Here is a 17,879-nt window from a genome sequence, read left to right on the forward strand (position 1 = left end):
AACTGTAACATCCCCGCTGTAGCTTCCCGACGCTCGCCAAGATCAAGGCGGCGCCCAACGGGCTCCAATGGCCCGACGGTGCCGCTCATGCCAGCCGCTTGCCCTGATGAGGGTTCGGGAGACACCAGCCATGACCAACTTGCCCGTCCAGCTGCCTGAAGTTCAGCTGCCTGAAACGTCGCGCCGTTCGGTGCTCCGCGCCCTTGCCGGCCTGCCGCTGCTGCCGGTCGCCGGCATCGGCGCCGGGGAACTGCTGTTCGCCTCGAGCGCCGAGGCAGCATCCGCCAAGGGCGCGCCGGTGGCCGTCGAGTTCGTCGGCATGGCCGCTCCCACCACCGCCGCCGCGCAGGCGAAGACCACGGTCGAGTCCAGCATGGTCGTGACCTGGGCCGACGGCTCCAAGCAGAGCTTCGCTCTCGGCTACCAGCCGCTGTTCATCACCGGCGACATGGTACCGGACGGCAAGGGCGGCACGATCCTGGCCGGCGGCTATACCGACATCAACGGCAAGCCGATCCTCGATCAGTCGATGGCGACCCCGGCGCCGTTCTTCTCCGACTGCCCGGACGGCTGCAACCTGCTGGCCCCGATCCCCGGCGCCAAGGTGGCCGGCGTCACCGGCAACACCCTGTTCGCCGTCGTCCAGTTCGAATACGCCACCCGCGATTCGAAGGACGCCTCGATGTACGGCAAGCTGCCGTCGCCGATCGCCGTCCTGACGCTGGACCAGAACAAGGAAACCGGCGCGCTGAAGCTGGTGCAGTACCACAACGTCGACACCAGCCCGGCGCACGGCCTGTGGATCACCTGCGGCGCCAGCCTGTCGCCCTGGAACACCCACCTGTCGAGCGAGGAGTACGAGCCGGACGCGGCAGCCCTCGACGACCAGTTCCGCGCCTACAGCAAGAACCTGTTCGGCGACGAGACCAAGGCCAACCCCTACCACTACGGCCACCTGCCGGAAGTGACGGTGAACGCCGACGGCACCGGCACCATCAGGAAGCACTATTGCCTGGGCCGCATCTCGCACGAGCTGGTGCAGGTGATGCCGGACGACCGCACCGTGCTGATGGGTGACGACGCCACCAACGGCGGCCTGTTCATGTTCATCGCCGATCAGCCCAAGGACCTGTCCGCCGGCACCCTCTATGCCGCGAAGATGGAGCAGGAGGCCGGCAAGGACATCGACAAGGGCGGCGCCTTCGCCCTGAAGTGGGTCAAGCTGGGCCACGCCACCAGCGCCGAGATCGAGAAGCTGGCCGACAGCCTGAAGGCCGCCGACATCGTCGAGGTGAAGAAGGAGGATCCGAAGGACCCGTCCTTCACCGCCATCCCCTTCAACGGCAAGACCCAGTGGGTCAAGTTCAAGCCGGGCATGGAGAAGGCCGCCGCCTTCCTGGAGACCCACCGCTACGCCCCCACCGTCGGCGCCACCCTGGCCCTGACCAAGCTGGAAGGCGTCACCGTCAACGCCAAGGACAAGACCGCCTACATGGCCGTGTCCTACATCTACAAGACGATGAGCGACGGCAAGAGCGGCATCAAGGTCGACAAGATCAACGCCGGTGCGGTCTATCAGCTGCCGATGAAGGGCGGCCAGACCGACATGGCAGGATCCGCCATCGCCAGCGACTGGGTGCCGGTGCATTTCAGCGCCGTCCCCGCCCTGGTCGGCCGCGACCTGGCCACGCCGGACGCGCTGGGCAACACCGCCGACGCCGACCTGATCGCCAACCCCGACAACCTGAAATTCTCCGAGAAGCTGCGCACCCTGTTCATCGGCGAGGACAGCGGCAACCACGTCAACAACTTCCTCTGGGCCTACAACGTCGAGACCAAGACGCTGGCCCGCATCCTGTCCTGCCCGGCCGGTGCGGAATCGACCGGCCTGCAGGCGGTCGACGACGTCAACGGCTTCTCCTACGTCATGAGCAACTTCCAGCACCCCGGCGACTGGGAGAAGGGGCTGCACGACAAGGTGAAGGACAGCCTCGCCTCGCTGATCGACGACGCCTACCGCAACCGCCGCAGCGGCGGCGTCGGCTACATCCACGGGCTGCCGCAGGCGGTTTGAGGACGTCAGCCCGACAGGGTCCCCGATGGGGCCCGACGGGGGCTGGGCGGATAGAGAAGAACGCGGCCGGGCAACCGGCCGCGTTTTTTCATGCTTGATCAAAAGAAGTAATACTACCGCCAAATCGCATAGCGGCGTTTTTCTTGGAAGTGGTAATCACCAATCGACCTAGGACCAATCGGTGATCTTAACACCTCGTTAACTGGCCGGATGGCTAAATAAGTTCATCAGAACGGGCAGAAGCCTCCACCACGAATACAGGGATCGCCGCCATGTCCAAGACCGATTGCGCCGTTAACATCTTCGTCTCTGCCTCCCTGCACCTGGATGTGGTTGACGAATTCATCGCCATCACCCAGTCGAAGCTGAACGGCGCCACCAGCGATTTCACCCGCGACAGCCTGGCCGACCTGCTGGCGGGCCTGACCGAACAGCGCGAGACCTACCGCACCGTGCTGGCCGCCGCCCCGACCGTCAACGCGCTCGCCGCCTGATCCGCCCGCCTCCTCTGCCGCCCCCTTTCTTCCGAAAGACCGCCATCATGACCGCCCCGATCGCCGCCCCCATCGCCAAGGACGTCCTCGCCTCCGCCACCCTGCATCTGGAGGTGCTGGAGGAATTCATCGCCGTCGTCCGCCGCCGGATGGCGTCGACCACCGACACCTTCGCCCGCGACAGCCTGAACGACCTGCTGCTGAGCCTCACCGAACAGCGCGACAGCTACCAGGCCCTCGCCATGCCGGCCATCGTCGCCGCCTGAGGCTGGGGCCTGACGGCGGATTAGGCATCGCCGGCACGCTGTGGTGGTGAATGGTATGGACGGTGAACGGAGTGGACAGGCGCGATTGCTTTTGTGAAGCTCCCGCTTGCCCGTTCTCACTCCGACCGGCCAAAGGGTTATGGAACCGCTTCCGTCCTCCACAGAAGGACGCCTGCTTCTCGCGGCGTTCGTCGTCCTCCTGACCCTGATCGGCCTTTCCGTTCTGGGAGAGCGCACCCTGCCGTTGTTCGGCGGCAACCGCGACCTTGCCGGACGGGTCTACAAGACGCTGTTCGTCGGACTGGGCGGCGGCATGCTCAGCCTCGCGACCCCGGCGCTGGTCACCGGCTTCATAGGCCGCCTGCGCACCCTCTTCACCCGGATCGAGGCCAAGGGCGCCATCGCCGACACCATCCTGCGCGACCGCGCGCTGGATCAGGCGCAGACCGCCGGCTTCGTGCTGATGGCGCTGTTCGCCATCGCCGGCATCGTCGCGGCGGTGCTGGTCTGGACCGGCCAGCTCTGGCCGGGCGAGCGCTGAGCCCATGCTGCGCATTTCCGACCGGCAGCAGGACCAGCTCCACACCGCGCGCGCCACCGCTTTCCACGCCCGCCTGCGCGCCGCGGTGACGGCGATGATGGCCCGGGAGGCACCCGACGTTCCGGCCGGCGAGGTCGCCGCCCGGATCGACGCGGCGCTCGCCGCCGCTCCCGCTCACGGCATGGAGACCGAGCGGCAGATCACGCGCTACGTCCACATCCTGGCAGCCTTCCCCCTGGACCATGCCCGGCGGGAGGAGTTCGCCTGGATCGGCGCCCTGCTGGAAGGACCGGGCGACGCCGACGCGCGGCTCGACCGGATCACCGCCGCGCTGACGGCACCCCGCTCGCCAAGGGAAGCGCGATGACCGTGCATACCGTCCAGCGTGGCGAGACGCTGTCCGCCATCGCCCGGCGCAACGGCACCACCGTGGCCGAGCTGCAGCGGCTGAACGGCATCTCCAACCCCAACATGATCGCATCGGGCCAGCGGCTGGTCGTGGCGCCGCCCCCGGCACCGCCGGCGGCCCCCGCCGCGGCGCGCGCCGGGCAGGCGGCGGCGCAGACGGCGGCCCCGGCACCGCCCGGCGCGCCGGTCGCCCCCTGCCCGAAGAAGCCGGCCTTCCTGAAGCGGGCGGGCGGCGACGACAATGTCAGCGTCCTCTACGCCATGGCCGACGGCGAGGCGAAGCGCCAGGGCCTGCTGGGGCAGGCCAAGGGCGAGGTCGGCGCCGGCATGGTGAAGATGGAGCATGCCGGCCATCTCGGGAATCCCTATGTCGGCGGCTCCCACAAGATGGAGGTACTGACCGCCGAGGCGAAGGCCGCCGGCGGCATCGTCCATGGCGCCGGCGGCACCGCCTCGGCCAAGGCGGTGATGGTCTCGGAAGAGGCCACGCTGTTCGCCGGCACCGACCAGAACAACCCCTGGGCCGAGGCCGGCGGCGAATATTCACTGATGCAGGCCGAGGCCAAGGCCGACGGGCTGATCGGCTCCGACGGGCGGCGGGCCGGCATCGCGCTGGGCGCCAAGGCCGGCGCGGCGGCGGCGTCGGGCGACCTGAAGGGCGAGATCAACATCCCGATTCCCTTCACCGACTACACTCTCAGCCTGCGCGGCAAGGGCGGCGCGTCCGCCGGCTCGGTCGGGGCGGGGGCCGCCGCCTACGCCTTCAAGGATCTGGAAACCGGCCGCTACCATATGGGGGCGGGAGGAGAGGCCGCGGCCTTGCTGGGGTTGAAGGCCGATGTGGACCTCAGCATCGGCCCCCGCTACACCGGCCGGGAACGGAGCGCCGGGCCATGAGCCCGGCGCGCCTCGTGACGGGAGAGTAGACCATGGACCCCAGACTGCCGACCCTGCTGACGGCGCCTGTGTCGCCGCGCCCGGTGATCGAAGCCACCTATCTGGACGTCCTGGTCCGCGACGGGCTGCCGGCGGGGACCGGATTCTCCATCGCCCTGCCGCGGGGCTGGGCGGTCGAACGGACGGCCTCCGCCGCCCCCGGTCCGCAGGCACCCATCGTCCCGCTGGCCCGCTTCCATCCGGGCGAGCCCGGCGCGACGGGAGCGGCGGAGGGGGTGGAGCTGGCGGTCTGGGCCGCCTTCCTGCCGCGCGAGATGCACGGGGCGGACTGGCTGCGCGCCTGGATGCGCTCGCAGGGCTACCGCGAGCTGGATTTCCGCCAGGCTCCCTCGCCGACCGGCATGATGGGCGACGCGCTCGCCGCCGGCCGTCACAACGGGGCCTTGCGCCTGCACCGGCTGCTGACGGTGAAGGACGGCGACCTGCTGTTCCTGATCGACGGGCGCATGATCCAGGGCGGAATGGCCCAAGGCGGAACCACCGACCACCGGGTCATGCAGGAGATCGTCCTGCTCGCCGCCATGCGCTTCCGGCTGGCCGAGCCGACCGGCCAGACCTTCGCCGAGGGGTTCGAGTGGACGGAGCTGAAGGGGACGCACGCCGTCCGCTTCCTCGCTTCCGGCCTGTGGCGGGAGACGCCGGGCGGCGACGCCCCGCCGGACGGCGCCTCGCTGGTGCTGGACCATGTCGGACCGGACGGCTCCACCGGCCGCGGCAGCCTGATCGCGGTGCTCGGCGCCGCGGAGGCAACCGCCGAAGCCGCCCTCGCCGCCGCCGCGGAGATCGAGCGGACCACGCTGGCCAAGCTGGCCAACCAGGGCTTCGCCCTGTCGGCCGAAGCCGACCTCCTCGCCAAGGAACGGACAGCGGAACGCAGCCTCCTCCTCCACCGCCGCAAAGCCCGGCGAAGCGGCCCGCAGGGGAGCACCCCGATGACCGTGCTGTCGGCCCGCATCGCGCTCGCCGAAGCTGGGGGCCGAGATGGGAATGGGACCGGGCAAGCGCTGCCGGTCTGCCTGATCCTGCTCTCCCCCGACGAGGACACCGCCTTCGAGGCCTGGGCGATCAACCGGCGCGCCTTCGAGATCGCCCTGTCGACGGTGCGCTGAGAGACCGCCAGTTCTCAGGCGCTACTTTTCCGCAGTCATCCCCGCGAAGGCGGGGATCCAGGAAACTCCGCACATAAGTGATTGAATTATCTGGATTCCCGCCTTCGCGGGAATGACGGCCGAGAGACGGATCTCGCGGGTTCCGACACGCCAATATCCGAACTCCGAACTTCTCTCGGCAACGTCCCTATAAACTCGCAAATTCTGAAATCTCAGAACGCCTTCAGCTTCTTCCAGGCGAACACCACCATGCGGGCCAGCAGCCAGCCGTGGGTGAAGCGGGAGATCTGGGTCTCGCCATAGCTGCGGTCGGCGTAGCGCACCGGCACCTCGACGATCTTCAGGTTCTGCTTGGCGGCGCCGAAGATCAGGTCGAAATCGCCGAAGGGGTCGAAATCGCCGAAGTAATGGCGGTTGGCGACGATGGTCTCGTAATCCTGGCGCCACAGCACCTTGGTGCCGCACAGCGTGTCGGTGAAGCGCTGGTTCAGCAGGAAGGAGAAGATGCGCGCAAAGGCCCGGTTGGCCAGGAAGTTCAGGAAGCGCATCGCCTCCGGCGCCATCGGGTAGACCAGCCGGGTGCCGTTCACGAACTCGCCGCGCCCCGACACCATGGCCTGATAGAATTTCCCCATCGTCTCCGGCGGCACCGTCAGGTCGGCGTCGAGGATGATCAGGATGTCGCCGCGCGCCACGGCGAATCCGGCGCGCACCGCGTCGCCCTTGCCCTTGCCGGGCTGCTTCATCACCTTGATGTCCCAGTCGGGATAGGCGTCGCGGACGCGCAGGCATTCATCGAAGGTGTTGTCCTGGCTGTTGCCCTCGACATAGATCACCTCGATGTCGGGGGCGAAGCGGGGCAGGCGGCGGATGGCGTTCTCGATGTTGCCGCGCTCGTTGCGGCAGGGGATCAGGACGGTGACCGAGGCCGGCTTGCCGTCTACCGTCACCGCCTCGACGGTGGGCTGCGGCCGGGCGACGACATAGTTGCGCACGCACAGCCGGCGGATGCCCGGCAGGGGCGCGACGTAGCGGTTGACCAGCGTGCCCAGCCCGAACAGCCGCTTCGGGATCAGCTGGCGCCATTCGCGGCGCACCGGCTCCCATCCGGCCAGATCCAGCAGGTTGACGATGTCGCTGGTCGACAGCCAGTTCTGCTGGCCCTGCGGCATGCGCATCCCGAGATTCTCCGCCGCCCACAGGATCGGTTCCCAGGCGCGGGAGTGATAGCTGACGATGATGCGGGTCTTGGGCGTCGCCACCCGGCGCAGCAGGCGCAGCGTCTCCTCGATGTCGTCGAGGAAGCCGATGGTGCCCGACAGCAGGATGTGGCTGAACGGCCCCTCGATGGCCGCTATGGCGTCGATGGTCGCCGGATCCTCGGCGTCGGCGGCGATCAGTTCCAGCTGCGGATGGCGCGCCTTCGCCACGTCGATGGTCGCCGGGCTGAGGTCGATGCCGACGCCGCGCGACGGCTTGAGATCCGCCAGCGTGTCGCCGACGCCGCAGCCGATCTCCAGCACCGTCGCCCCTTCCGGAATCAGGAAGCGCAGATAGGCGCGGTCGGCGTCATGGAAGGCGCGGTTGCGCTCGGCCCAGCGGTCGCGCAGGGGGGCCATGGCGTCGAACAGCGAACGGATGCGCTGCTGGCGCGGGGAGAGACCGCGCGTCCCGGCGGCTGCGGTGGTCGCGGCGGCAGTGGTCACGGCGGCGGTGTCCGGCGTGGCGGCATCCATGGAAGCGCTCCGGGAAAGCGTCGAAGTCGGCTGGTCGGTCATCGGGAGAAATCCGTGGGAAAGGCGTCGGGTCCGCCATGAGACGTCGGGACAGCAGACGTCGGGACAGCCGTCCGGGCGGCGGTCTCGCTGCGCAGCAACAGCCAGAACAGGCCGCCGGGCAGCGACAGGACGGCGATCGACAGCCCGATCAGCAGCGAGACCAGAAGGGCGGCGTCGGCATCGAAGCCGAGCAGCGCGAAACCGGCGACCATCGCCCCTTCGCGCACGCCCCAGCCGCCGAGCGAGACGGGCAATGCTGCGGCGACGATGGCGGCCGGCACGATGGCCAGCCCGTCCAGCCAGCCGAGCGGCAGGCCGACCGAGCGGGCGAACAGGATGGTGGCGGTGATGGTGGCGAGGTGGACGCCGATGCTGTGGCCCAGCGCCGCCCAGGCGGCCGGGTTGCCGGCCATGGCGCGCAACTGCGCCACCGCCCCCCAGACGGTCCGCCCCAGGGCGCCGTCGCGCAGCCGCTTCGGAATCGGCAGCCGGTCGCGCGGGATGCGCCCGGCCAGCAGCAGCAGGCCCATGGCGACGGCCAGGACCAGCGCCCCGGCCAGCACGGTGCCGGCGACGGCGGGCGGCGCCACCGCCGCCAGATGCGGCAGCCCGACCAGCCCGATCAGCACCACCCCCAGCAGCGCCATCAGCCGGTCGACCAGCAGGGCCAGCATCACCGGTCCGGCCGGATGGCCGAGCCGCCAGGTGAACCAGCCGCGCAGCAGGTCGGCCCCGACCGATCCCGGCAGGATCTGGCCGACGAATCCGCTGGCCATCTGCAGGCGGAAGGCGGTCCAGCGGGTCAGGGAGAAGCCGGCGGCCCGCCCCACCGCCCGCCACCGCTGCGAGGCGAAGGGCAGGGTCAGCGCCTTCACGGCGAAGCCGGCGGCGAACAGCCACGGATCGGCGGCCGACAGGCGCGCGGCGATGCCGGCCCAGTCGGCCCCGGCGGCGAGCGCGCCCAGCACCACGACCGTCACCGCCAGCTTGACCAGCAGCGGCCACCGCCGTCCGGACGGCTTCCCCGGACCGGCCTTGTCCGGACCGGGGCCGGAGACGGAACCGGGCTTCGCCGATTGGACGAAGGGGGTGTCGAGAAGAGCCTGGGCCATCATCCCCGCATGGAAATCCGGGTGCCGCGGGACAGCGGCGCCGAACGGGCCGTTGTAACGGCTCACGCTTGGCTTGTCATCCGATCAGGCGGGAGAAGAGCAGGCGGAAGAGGGCAGGGGGGGAGAGCCGGCGCCTCACCCCATCCCGGCGGCGGCCAGCATGCCGCTGTCGGGAAGCATCGCCGCACGGGGTGCGGAGCCGGCGGGGCTCAGCGCCCGGCCCTCCTGCCTGCCGAAGACGATGTAGTGCCGCATCGCCGCCGTCAGGTCGCCGCCGGTCGCCGCCGCCACGTCGGCGTTCGCCGCCAGATAGGCCGACGCGTTGAAGCCGGTCGTCCGCCCTTCGGTCCGGCCGTGGGTCAGGTAATGCAACTCGGCCCGGGTGGTGTCGGTGCCGAAGGCGGCGGCAAGGTCGCTGTTGGCGGCCAGATAGGCCGTGGGATTGAAGGTGACCGTCCGCCCCTCCGCCCGGCCGTTGGTGATGTAGTGGATCTCGGCGCTCGTCCGGTCGGTGCCGAAGGCGGCGGCGAGATCGCCGTAGGAGGCGAGATAGGCCAGCGGGTCGAAGCTCACCCTCCGCCCTTCCGCCCGGCCCATGGTGATGTAATGAATCTCGGCGCTCGTCCGGTCGGTGCCGAAGGCGGCGGCGAGGTCGCCGTAGGAGGCGACGTAGGCCAGCGGATCGAAGCTCACCGCCCGGCCCTCCGCCCGGCCCATGGTGATGTAATGCGCCGCACCGGCATCGCCGTTGGTGCCGAAGGCGTTGGCGAGATCGCCGTAGGAGGCGACGTAGGCCAGCGGGTCGAAGGTCACCGTCCGCCCCTCGGCCCGGCCCATGGCGGCGTAATGCGCCGCGCCGGCGGCGGCATTGGCGCCGAAGGCCGCCGACAGGTCGCTGTAGGAGGCGATGTAGGCCAGCGGCGAAAAGGCCTGCCCGGACGAGGCCGCAGACGTGCCGGTCGCCGGGGTGGTCCCGCTTCCCGATCCGCCTCCACCCGCGCCGGGGCTGGGGATTCCCGGCACCGTCAGCGGGGCGGACCCCATCCGCGCCCAGTCCAGGTCATGGATTCCCAATCCTGCCGCGGCCCCGCTGCCGAGCCGGAAATCGCCGGCCGCCGGGTTGGCGAACAGCCCCGACGACACCGTGTCGCCGCCGGTCAGCCCGCGCACGCCCTGCAGCAGGTTGTTGGTGACGGTGTAGGAACCGGGGGTCCAGAACTCCCAGTAATCCACGCCCGTGGCGGAGGAGATGACGTTGCCGGTGACGCTGTTGTTCGCGAGCAGCCCGATGTTCCCGGCGCTCGGCACCCATTCCAGCCGGATGAAGCGTTCGCGCGGGTTGGACAGGGTGGCGAAGTTGTTGGTGACGCTGTTGGAATCGCCGCCATGGATGAAGACGCTGGCCCAGCCGGTGTTCTGGATGAAGTTGTCCCGGACGGCGACGCCGTTGGCCATGTCGTCCAGATAGATGCCGAAGCTCTTGTAGCGGTCGAGCCAGCCCGACCCGTCGGTCGCCAGCCCGCCGACGTTGCGGATGTCGTTGCCGCGGATGGTCGTGCGGGTGTCGACGTTGGAGCGGCCCAGCATCTCGATGGCGCCGCCGTCGGCGGTTTCGGTCATCGTGTTGTAGATGCGGTTGTATTCCACCACCGTGTCGGTGTTGACGGTGGCGCCGTCCCAGTTCTTGATCGAGATGCCGTAGCGCGGGCTGTTGCGGATGTCGTTGCCGGAGACCAGCGTGCCGCTGGTGCCGTAGAGCTGGATGCCGGCGACGTCCTTCAGCACCTCGCCGATGCCGTCGATGCTGTTGGCGCTGATCCGGTTGCCGTTGCTGCCGTAGGCGACCTTGATGCCGCCGGCCCCCAGATGCTCCAGCCGGTTGGCCTCGATCACGTTGCCGGACGATCCGGTCAGCGTCATCGCCGTGCCGGCATCGACGAAGCGGTTGCCGGCAATGCTGTTGCCCGATGCGTTGGTCAGCGTCAGGGCCGATCCGTCCCAGGTCGTGTCGGCGAAGGTCAACCCCTGCAGGGTGACGCGGCTCGCCCCGTTCAGCGACAAAAGCGTGCCCAGCCGCGGCACCACCGCACCCTGGCTCAGCAAGGTGCCGGGGTCCTGCGGCTTCACCACCAGCCGGCCGGTCTCGGCCTGCCAGGCGAACTCGCCGGCGTCGCGGATGAAGGCGTCGTCATTCAGCAGGCGATAGGTGCCGCCGCTGCGCAGGGCGTATTTCACGCTCTGGGTAAAGTTGACGGTCCGGCTGCCGGCATCGGCGGAGGCGACGCCGACGATGTTGTCGGACAGCCGTTCGGTGTCGAAGGTCTGGACCATCATGCCGGGCTGGACCCCGGCGGCCAGCACCGCCGCCATCGCCCCGTCGCCGGCCCCGACGCGCAGGCTGGTCTTGCTGGCGCCGCCGGCCGCCGCCTCCAGCACCGACCAGCCGGATTTGGCGTCGCCGGCGTTCCAGTCGCCGGTCTGCGCCACCTTCTGCCGGACCCCGCCGATGAAGAGGTCCAGCCCCGTCGTGGACGTCGGCGCGGCATAGAGCCCGCCGCCGATGGCGGTGAAGCCGCCGACCCGCTCGCCGCCGCTGAAGACCGGCGTCTCGCCCGGATAGGCCATGATGCGCACGCCGTTGTCGGCCCCGGTCAGCGTGACCGTGCGCGCCATGGCATAGGTGCCGCCGCGCACATAGGTGTCGCGGATGCCGGTCGCCCGCATCGCGCTCTGCGCGCGTTCCAGCGTGGCGAAGGGACCATCGGTGCCGTCGGCATTGGGTGCCGCCAAACGCCCCGACCAGGAATCATTGCCGTTGGTCGCGACGAAGAAAGCCTGCTGCGTGTCTGTCATTGCCGGATTGCCTTGCCGATACCGGGCAATCACACGGCAGGAATACTTAATAAAGAGGTAGTTTCATCCTTTCGGATGTATACTTTCGTGACGCGCGTCCGTGTTCATTTCGTGACAAATGCCAAGGCCGTGGCAGTTGTCACTTGCCCAATCCCCCGCGTTGTCTTGGATACCCTCCGCTCAACCCGATCAGCGCAGTTCGACCCGCCGTTCCTCCCGGAACACCGTCTCGTCGCCATGGCGCAGCGTCACCGTCACCCGGTAGGGGCCGGGGGGCCAGGAACCGGGAACGGGCTTCTTCACCTCGGTGCCGAAGAACAGCACGGCCAGCGGACGCGGCACCGCGCCCTCGTTGCGGGACAGGCGGCGGCCGTCGGGGCCGGTCACCTCCAGCGTCACCCGGTCGCCCTTCCGCCCGCCCATCAGCTCCGCCCACACCCCCAGAGTCGGCGCGTCCGCCGGCAGGGGCTTGCCCCCATAGCCGCCGTCCCGCGCCACTTCCGCCTTCGGCGCCTCGGGCGCCAGCCCGGCGCCGAGCAGGGCGCTCGGCCGGTAGGCGAGTGTCCGGCGCGCCGCGTCGCTCCACAGCGTGCCGGACGGCATGGGCGCCTCGCTCGGATCGACGGCGCAGGACGGCGCCTCGCCGGTTCCCGCCTCCTTGCCGGTATAGGGGTCGAGGGTATGGCCATCGTGGCGGATGCCGAAATCGACATGGGGGAATTCGGTGTTGCCGGACAGCCCGACCTCGGCCAGCGGCGTGCCCGCCTCCACCCGGTCGCCCGGCCTGACCGCGATGCTGCCGCGTTTCAGGTGGCTGTACTGGGTTTCCCAGCCATTGCCGTGATCGACCACCACCGCGTTGCCGGCATCGTAACCGGCCGGCGCGCCGCCGTTCTGCCGGATGCTGACATCCTCCATGCCGTCGCGCACGCGGGCGACCGTGCCGGGTGCTGCGGCCACCACCGCCACCCCGCGCCGCATCGCCTCCAGGTCGGTCAGCCGAAAATCGGTCCCGCCATGCCCGTCATAGGTCAGCCGCCCGCAGGCGAAGTCCTGCATCCCCGGCCCCGGATCGGCATCGACATAGTTCTGGACGAAGCAGTCCGCCCCGATCCGGCAGCGCACCGGCAACTCCAGCACCGGCGCCCCGCGGGGAGGGGCGGCGGGAGATTGGGCGGCTCCGGCGGACGGCAGGAACACCAGGGCGGCGAACCCCCAGCGATAATGGACCGGCACCCTCATCCAAACCCCACGCACAGCACTGCTCCGTCTTGCCCGACCGTCCCTCTACAGGTGGGGCGCCAAGCGGAGGGGGCCAGCCCCACCTCATTCCACATGCCCCACTTATGCGACGGCGCATAAGTGGGGAGAGTCAGACCTCGCCGGCCTCCTGGCCCGGCCGCAGGAATTCAGCTCTTGCCCGCTCCACCTCGCCATGCATCGCACAGCCTTCGACGTGATCGTTGATCAGCCCCATCGCCTGCATGAAGGAATAGACCGTCGTCGGGCCGACGAAGGACCAGCCACGCTTTTTCAGATCCTTCGACATGGCGATTGACGCCCGGGAGGTGGAGGCGGTCTGCGGCGGCGCACATTCATCAGGCGACGGCTCGAAACGCCAGACATAGGCCGCCAGCGATCCTTCCCGCTCCACAAGTTCCCGCGCGCGCCGGGCGTTGTTGACGACCGCCTCGATCTTGCCGCGGTGACGGACGATGCCGTCGTTCGTCATCAGACGTTCGACGTCGGCCTGGGTGAAGGCGGCGACCCGCTCGAAATCGAACCCTTCGAACGCGGCGCGGAAATTCTCCCGCTTGGCAAGGATGGTGCGCCAACTCAAGCCCGACTGAAAGCCTTCCAGGCACAGCTTCTCGAACAGGCGGCGGTCATCGCCGACCGGAAACCCCCATTCCGAATCGTGATAGGCGAAGAATTCGGGCGCCGCCGCACACCAGCGGCAACGCGGTCTTCCATCCGGCCCGGGGATCGTCGCGCTCATCGCTCACCCCTGCAGGAACGCCAGACGGTCGTCGACACGGCCCGGCGTGATTTCGAGGATGTCGGCGTCGACGATCTTCTCCGCTACGAAGGGGTCCTCCCGCAGACGCGCGTCCAGATCGTCGCGCGAGATGTTGTGCGCGAGAACGGCGCCACCGGCACCGCCGGGAAGGCTGCCGGTCAGCAGGAAGACGCCGTCCCCGAACCCGCGCCGGATCCAGGCGTTGTGCCCGTCCATATGTCTGGCGGCCTCCGCCTTGTTCGCGGAAAATCTGAGCGTGACGATGAACATGCGGAGCGACTCCTTCGGAAACGAGGTCAGGGTTGGGGGGAGGAAAGGCGGTGTGCGCCGGGACGCTGCGCCTCCAGCCAGGCGCCCATGTCCTCGACCTCGCGCTGGATGAAGGCTTCGTCGTGGAAGGCCGTGGCGAGGGTGGCAACGCCCTGGCTTCGCATCAGAACATGCATGGCGAGCGCATCGGCATCGGCCTCATGTCCAAGCGCAGCGAACTGGCGGGCCAGCCACTCCCGGAACAGGGTGAAGAGCTTGGCCGCATCCTCTTTAGCGACGTGATCGAGCTTGGCGAGTTCGTTGCAGAGCGTGCCGACCGGGCAGCCGTAGAGCATGATCTTCGCCCGGTTCATGACGAGAATATCGATGAAGCTGCGGATGCGTTCCGCCGGGTCGCAGGTCCCGGTCTCCCAGGCTTCCAGCATCCTGCCGGTATTGGCGAGACGCAGGGCGATCACCGCATCCAGAATCTCGTCCTTCGTCTTGAAGTGATAATAGAAATTGCCGCGGGAGAGCCGCACGGCCGCAGCGATGTCGGCGAATGACGTGGCTTCGAATCCCTGCTCATAGAAGAGCCGGTCGGCAGCCTCCACGATCTGCTGGCGTGTGCTTGCTGCGCCCATCGTCTTCTCCCAATGCCTGTGTTCCCCTGCCCCACCGTTTCAAGCCGAAAGGCGGACATGAAGGCGGTGCCAATCCCTAGGTCAATTGACCTAATAACTTCTAGGACAATCGTCCGACAAAGTCAATCAGGCTCAAATCCGCCCCGTCCTTATCATCCGAAGGCCACACCGCCAGCCGCCATACTCCGCCCCGCATCTTATTATCGACGGCAGCAGGACGGGGACCGACAGCATGGCGAACAGCACCTATACCGGCAGGGGCGAGACGGTCGTCGTCATCGACAGCGGCTGGTCGCCGACCTGGGAGACCGCGTCGCACGTGGTCTATCAGCACGACTACGCCGACAACGACGCCGACGCGCGCAACCCCAACGCCGACACCCACGGCGCCCTGGTGACCTCCACCATCCTGTCGCAGGCGCCGGACCTCGGCATCATCGCGCTGAAGGTGATGCCGGACAGCACCACCACCGCGTCGGGGTCGGCGATCGAGCAGGCGCTGCAATGGGTCGTGGCCCATGCGTCGGACTACAACATCGTCGGCGTCAACCTGTCGCTGGCCGGCGGCTCCGCCACGTCGGAGATCACGACCATCCTGTCGGACGAGCTGGCCGGCCTCGCCGCCAAGCGGGTGCTGGTGTCGGCCGCCGCCGGCAATGCCGGGCAGAACGGGACAGCGACCGACGTGTCCTATTTCGCCGCCGACCACAACACCATCTGCGTCAGCGCGTCGGGCGGCGACGGCACCATGCCGGGCTGGGCCCAGCGCAATCCGGGCATCACCGACCTCTGCGCCGACGGCACCGACATCCGGCTGACCGATCTGGCCGGGCGGACGCTGATGGGCAACGGCTCCTCCTTCGCCGCGCCGGCGGTGACCGCCGCCGTGGCGCTCGCCCAGCAGGAGGCGGTCGCGCTGCGCGGCAGCGCCCTGACCCAGGACGAGTTCCTGTCGCTGGCCCACCAGACCGGGACGCCGATCGCCGGCACCGGCTACACCGACCTGAACACCCAGGCGCTGCTGACGAAGATCGGCCAGCTCTACGGCACGACGGCTCCCGGAACCGGCGCCCCCGCCACCACCAGCGCCGCCATCCTGGTCAACGCCAAGGGCACGGCGGCGGCCGGGGTGAATGCCCATTTCACCCTGCTGGTCGACGGTCATGCGGTCGGCGGCGCCACCGTCGGCACCGCGGCCAAGAACTACGCCTTCACCGCCACCGTGTCGGCGGACAGCGCCCACAAGGTGCAGGTCCAGTACGACAATGACGGCTTCGCCGGCGGCCAGGACCGCAACCTGTTGGTCAACAGCGTCAGCGTCAACGGCCACAGCTATGCCGCCACCGACGCCGCGGTGACGTACGACAAGGGCGCTCTCGACGGGCGCGACGTGGTCAAGGGCCAGAGCGGCATGTGGTGGAGCGGCACGCTGGTGGTCGCCGCCGACAAGAGCCTGTTCGGTGCGCACCCCACGGCCCAGGCGCAGGTGGCCGAGCTTCAGGCAAGCGACCTGCTGGGCCACGCGGTGTCGGCCAACGCGGCGTCGCACGGGACGGCCGAGGTCACGACGGCCTGGATGCCGGAAACCCTGCCGGCGTTCGAGGACGCCGCCCACGGCCTGCACGCCTGGTACGACGCGCATGATCTGGCGCACGGAGTGGCGGCGTAACCCAGAGATCCCCTCTCCCCCCCGGGGAGAGGGTTAGGGTGGGGGGGTCGCGCGGCGAGGATGTTCAAGAGTCGCGCACTCTCCGCTCCCTACGGAATCCACCCCATGCATCCCCCTCACCCCGACCCTCTCCCCGGGGGGGAGAGGGGGGATCCCCGGGAGAGGGGGAGATTACCGCTCGTGCATCGCTTCCTGGGCGCTGCGCGAGAGGGGGGAGAGCAGATAGTCGGCGATGCGGCGGCGACCGGTCCTGATCTCGGCACTGACCGTCATGCCCGGCTGCAGCCGCGTCTGCTTGCCGTCGACATCCAACGTGTCGCGGTCCAGCGCGATGCGGGCGGCATAGACCGATCCCGCCTCCGGCGCCTTCCCCGCCCCCTTGTCCGTCCCCTTGTCGGCCTGCTGCTGCTGTTGCACGGCGTCGCCGGACAGCGAGGCGACGCGGCCGGGGATCAGGCCGTATTTGGTGAAGGAGAAGGCCTCCACCTTCACCTCCGCCACCTGTCCGGTCTGGACGAAGCCGATGTCCTTGTTGGGGATGAAGGCCTCGACCTCCAGATGGCTGTCCTCCGGCACGATGACCATCAGCGGCTGGGCGGTGGTCACCACGCCGCCCACCGTGTGCACGGCCAGCTGCTGGACATAGCCGTCCACCGGCGCGGTCAGCCGCAACAGATCGACCTGCTGCTCCGCCTTGGCCAGCTCCTGCCCCAGAGAGGCGGCCTTGCGCTCGGCCTCGGCGAGGTTGGTGTAGAGCTGGCGGCGGAACTCCGCCTCGGTCTGGCGGCGCTGCTCGGCGGTGGCGGCGATGGAGGCGTCGGCCTCCGTCAGCTTGATCTTCTGGACCAGAAGCTCCTGCTCCTGCCCGACCAGATCCTGCTGGAGCTGCAGATACTGGAAGCGGGACGAGGTGCCGCGCTTCGACAGGTCGAACAGCGCCTCCGCCCGTTCGCGGATCAGCGGCAGGGTGGCGTTCAGCTTGGCGATGGTCTGCACCACGGTGGCGCGGTCGGCCTCGCGCCGGGCCTGTTCGCGGTCGAGCGCGGCCAGCTTGGCGCGCTGCTCGGCGATCTGACTGGCGAGAAGCTGGCTCTGCATCCGCGCCAGATCGGGCGACAGGCCGGCCGGGGCGGCGAATGTGGCGTCGGGCTTGCCGTTCACCACCTCCAGCGCCGCCCGCAGCCGTGCCGCCTCGGCCTGCGCGGCCGACAGGTCGGAGCGGATGCGGTCGCGGTCGGCGGCGGCCTCGGTCGGGTCCAGCTCGATCAGGGTCTGGCCGGCCTTGACCAGCTGGCCGTCCTCCACCTCGATGGCGCGGACGACGCCGGTCTGCATCGGCTGGATGGTCTTGGTCCGGCCGCTCGGCACCACCCGGCCCTGCGCCACCGCCACCACGTCGACATGGCCGAACCATGCCCAGGCGCAGGCCGCGGTGAAGGCCAGCATGATGACCCCGGTGAAGATGCGCGCGGTGGGGGAGGGCGGCCGTTCCAGGATCTCCAGCGCGTCGGGCAGGAAGTCCATCTCGTCGCGGCGGCGCTTCTGGGGCCGGCCCTGGAGTTTGGTCGGTGGGCGCGGGCCGCCGGGCGTGCCGGGCGCGTTGGCCGGCGGTTTGACACCCGGAGTGGAGGCGGCGGGGACGGGCGTGTGATCGGCGGGGGTGGCCTTCACCGCGGCGGTCGTCTTGCTCATGGCGTTCATCCCT

The 17,879-nt window shown here is 69.3% G+C and carries 16 protein-coding genes; 8 read left to right on the top strand and 8 right to left on the bottom strand.

What is annotated here, in order from left to right; translation table 11 throughout:
• Positions 1–130: 130 nt before the first annotated feature.
• From FZ029_RS07870 to FZ029_RS07900, 7 genes are all read left to right on the top strand, one after another.
• Positions 131–2,074 (top strand): alkaline phosphatase PhoX, encoded by a 1,944-nt coding sequence (locus tag FZ029_RS07870; protein WP_149268754.1) that lies wholly within the window; start codon positions 131–133, stop codon positions 2,072–2,074.
• A gap of 272 nt (positions 2,075–2,346) precedes the next feature.
• Positions 2,347–2,568 (top strand): hypothetical protein, encoded by a 222-nt coding sequence (locus tag FZ029_RS07875; protein WP_149200398.1) that lies wholly within the window; start codon positions 2,347–2,349, stop codon positions 2,566–2,568.
• Positions 2,569–2,615: 47 nt separating this feature from the next.
• Entirely contained in the window at positions 2,616–2,834 is a 219-nt protein-coding gene (locus FZ029_RS07880) for a hypothetical protein (RefSeq protein ID WP_149268755.1), read from the top strand.
• Positions 2,835–2,973: 139 nt separating this feature from the next.
• Positions 2,974–3,375, top strand: a complete 402-nt coding sequence (locus tag FZ029_RS07885; protein ID WP_149268756.1) for a hypothetical protein — start codon at positions 2,974–2,976, stop codon at positions 3,373–3,375.
• Between the two features lie 4 nt (positions 3,376–3,379).
• Complete coding sequence (locus FZ029_RS07890; RefSeq protein WP_149268757.1) at positions 3,380–3,742, top strand: hypothetical protein; 363 nt, start codon at positions 3,380–3,382, stop codon at positions 3,740–3,742.
• Entirely contained in the window at positions 3,739–4,680 is a 942-nt protein-coding gene (locus FZ029_RS07895; RefSeq protein ID WP_149268758.1) for a LysM domain-containing protein, read from the top strand. The genes FZ029_RS07890 and FZ029_RS07895 overlap by 4 nt, the downstream gene beginning before the upstream one ends.
• Before the next feature lie 32 nt (positions 4,681–4,712).
• Positions 4,713–5,849 (top strand): hypothetical protein, encoded by a 1,137-nt coding sequence (locus tag FZ029_RS07900; RefSeq protein ID WP_149268759.1) that lies wholly within the window; start codon positions 4,713–4,715, stop codon positions 5,847–5,849.
• 212 nt (positions 5,850–6,061) lie between these two features.
• Here the strand turns inward: FZ029_RS07900 and FZ029_RS07905 are convergent, their stop codons facing one another.
• The 7 genes from FZ029_RS07905 to FZ029_RS07935 all read right to left on the bottom strand — a co-directional run bounded on the left by FZ029_RS07905 (position 6,062) and on the right by FZ029_RS07935 (position 14,505).
• Positions 6,062–7,585 carry a glycosyltransferase gene (locus tag FZ029_RS07905; protein ID WP_247892196.1) on the bottom strand — a complete coding sequence of 508 codons (1,524 nt, stop codon included), beginning with the start codon at positions 7,583–7,585 and terminating at the stop codon, positions 6,062–6,064.
• Positions 7,586–7,623: 38 nt separating this feature from the next.
• Entirely contained in the window at positions 7,624–8,805 is a 1,182-nt protein-coding gene (locus FZ029_RS07910; RefSeq protein WP_247892197.1) for a lysylphosphatidylglycerol synthase transmembrane domain-containing protein, read from the bottom strand.
• A gap of 69 nt (positions 8,806–8,874) precedes the next feature.
• Positions 8,875–11,592, bottom strand: coding sequence for a right-handed parallel beta-helix repeat-containing protein (locus tag FZ029_RS07915; RefSeq protein ID WP_149268761.1), 2,718 nt, complete (start codon positions 11,590–11,592; stop codon positions 8,875–8,877).
• A 189-nt stretch (positions 11,593–11,781) separates the two neighbouring features.
• The gene (locus FZ029_RS07920; RefSeq protein WP_149268762.1) at positions 11,782–12,834 is read right to left on the bottom strand and encodes a M23 family metallopeptidase; all 1,053 of its coding nucleotides are present in this window, start codon (positions 12,832–12,834) and stop codon (positions 11,782–11,784) included.
• Positions 12,835–12,964: 130 nt separating this feature from the next.
• Positions 12,965–13,591 (bottom strand): DNA-3-methyladenine glycosylase I, encoded by a 627-nt coding sequence (locus FZ029_RS07925; protein WP_149268763.1) that lies wholly within the window; start codon positions 13,589–13,591, stop codon positions 12,965–12,967.
• Between the two features lie 3 nt (positions 13,592–13,594).
• Positions 13,595–13,882 (bottom strand): hypothetical protein, encoded by a 288-nt coding sequence (locus FZ029_RS07930; RefSeq protein WP_149268764.1) that lies wholly within the window; start codon positions 13,880–13,882, stop codon positions 13,595–13,597.
• Between the two features lie 26 nt (positions 13,883–13,908).
• Positions 13,909–14,505 carry a TetR family transcriptional regulator gene (locus FZ029_RS07935; RefSeq protein ID WP_149268765.1) on the bottom strand — a complete coding sequence of 199 codons (597 nt, stop codon included), beginning with the start codon at positions 14,503–14,505 and terminating at the stop codon, positions 13,909–13,911.
• A 232-nt stretch (positions 14,506–14,737) separates the two neighbouring features.
• Here FZ029_RS07935 and FZ029_RS34050 point away from each other — a divergent pair, with 232 nt between their 5' ends.
• Positions 14,738–16,174, top strand: coding sequence for a carbohydrate-binding domain-containing protein (locus FZ029_RS34050; RefSeq protein WP_149268766.1), 1,437 nt, complete (start codon positions 14,738–14,740; stop codon positions 16,172–16,174).
• A 171-nt stretch (positions 16,175–16,345) separates the two neighbouring features.
• On the opposite strand, the gene FZ029_RS07945 is transcribed toward FZ029_RS34050, so the two are convergent.
• Positions 16,346–17,866 carry an HlyD family type I secretion periplasmic adaptor subunit gene (locus FZ029_RS07945; RefSeq protein ID WP_149268767.1) on the bottom strand — a complete coding sequence of 507 codons (1,521 nt, stop codon included), beginning with the start codon at positions 17,864–17,866 and terminating at the stop codon, positions 16,346–16,348.
• Positions 17,867–17,879 lie beyond the last annotated feature (13 nt).

Source organism: Azospirillum sp. Sh1, from assembly GCF_008365135.1.
Classification (GTDB): Bacteria; Pseudomonadota; Alphaproteobacteria; order Azospirillales; family Azospirillaceae; genus Azospirillum; species Azospirillum oryzae.

Coding starts and splice junctions, on each gene's coding strand:
- FZ029_RS07925 (WP_149268763.1), bottom strand. CDS start 13,591: ATGAGCGCGACGATCCCCGGGCCGGATGGAAGACCGCGTTGCCGCTGG.
- FZ029_RS07900 (WP_149268759.1), top strand. CDS start 4,713: ATGGACCCCAGACTGCCGACCCTGCTGACGGCGCCTGTGTCGCCGCGC.
- FZ029_RS34050 (WP_149268766.1), top strand. CDS start 14,738: ATGGCGAACAGCACCTATACCGGCAGGGGCGAGACGGTCGTCGTCATC.
- FZ029_RS07870 (WP_149268754.1), top strand. CDS start 131: ATGACCAACTTGCCCGTCCAGCTGCCTGAAGTTCAGCTGCCTGAAACG.
- FZ029_RS07930 (WP_149268764.1), bottom strand. CDS start 13,882: ATGTTCATCGTCACGCTCAGATTTTCCGCGAACAAGGCGGAGGCCGCC.
- FZ029_RS07880 (WP_149268755.1), top strand. CDS start 2,616: ATGACCGCCCCGATCGCCGCCCCCATCGCCAAGGACGTCCTCGCCTCC.
- FZ029_RS07920 (WP_149268762.1), bottom strand. CDS start 12,834: ATGAGGGTGCCGGTCCATTATCGCTGGGGGTTCGCCGCCCTGGTGTTC.
- FZ029_RS07945 (WP_149268767.1), bottom strand. CDS start 17,866: ATGAGCAAGACGACCGCCGCGGTGAAGGCCACCCCCGCCGATCACACG.
- FZ029_RS07895 (WP_149268758.1), top strand. CDS start 3,739: ATGACCGTGCATACCGTCCAGCGTGGCGAGACGCTGTCCGCCATCGCC.
- FZ029_RS07935 (WP_149268765.1), bottom strand. CDS start 14,505: ATGGGCGCAGCAAGCACACGCCAGCAGATCGTGGAGGCTGCCGACCGG.
- FZ029_RS07885 (WP_149268756.1), top strand. CDS start 2,974: ATGGAACCGCTTCCGTCCTCCACAGAAGGACGCCTGCTTCTCGCGGCG.
- FZ029_RS07875 (WP_149200398.1), top strand. CDS start 2,347: ATGTCCAAGACCGATTGCGCCGTTAACATCTTCGTCTCTGCCTCCCTG.
- FZ029_RS07915 (WP_149268761.1), bottom strand. CDS start 11,592: ATGACAGACACGCAGCAGGCTTTCTTCGTCGCGACCAACGGCAATGAT.
- FZ029_RS07905 (WP_247892196.1), bottom strand. CDS start 7,585: ATGGATGCCGCCACGCCGGACACCGCCGCCGTGACCACTGCCGCCGCG.
- FZ029_RS07890 (WP_149268757.1), top strand. CDS start 3,380: ATGCTGCGCATTTCCGACCGGCAGCAGGACCAGCTCCACACCGCGCGC.